The sequence below is a fragment of the Streptomyces sp. 8L genome (assembly GCF_020176795.1).
In the GTDB taxonomy this organism is placed as follows: Bacteria; Actinomycetota; Actinomycetes; order Streptomycetales; family Streptomycetaceae; genus Streptomyces.
Map to the genome: position 1 here is coordinate 1 of NZ_JAIUKE010000988.1, position 234 is coordinate 234.

The window sequence follows — 234 nt, forward strand, 5'->3', positions numbered from 1 at the left end:
ACTAAACGCCAACCCCAACACGGGGCCGGCCCCACCAGAGGGAAGGGAGACACCGACGGGTTTACGGGTCCCCGGATTCCACAGCCCCACCGTGCCGTCAGCATAGGCGGCGGCAAGGAGAGACCCATCACGACTAAACGCCACCCCCAACACGGGGCCGGCCCCACCAGAGGGAAGGGGGTCACCGACGGGTTTACGGGTCCCCGGATTCCACAGCCTCACCGGGCCGGGGGG

Annotated in this window: 1 protein-coding gene; it reads right to left on the reverse strand. The window is 68.8% G+C overall.

Annotated features, from left to right (window positions below; translation table 11 throughout):
• On the reverse strand, positions 1-222 hold a 222-nt coding region (locus tag LCE31_RS41475; RefSeq protein WP_374118726.1), incomplete at its 3' end, for a WD40 repeat domain-containing protein.
• Between the last annotated feature and the right edge of the window lie 12 nt (positions 223-234).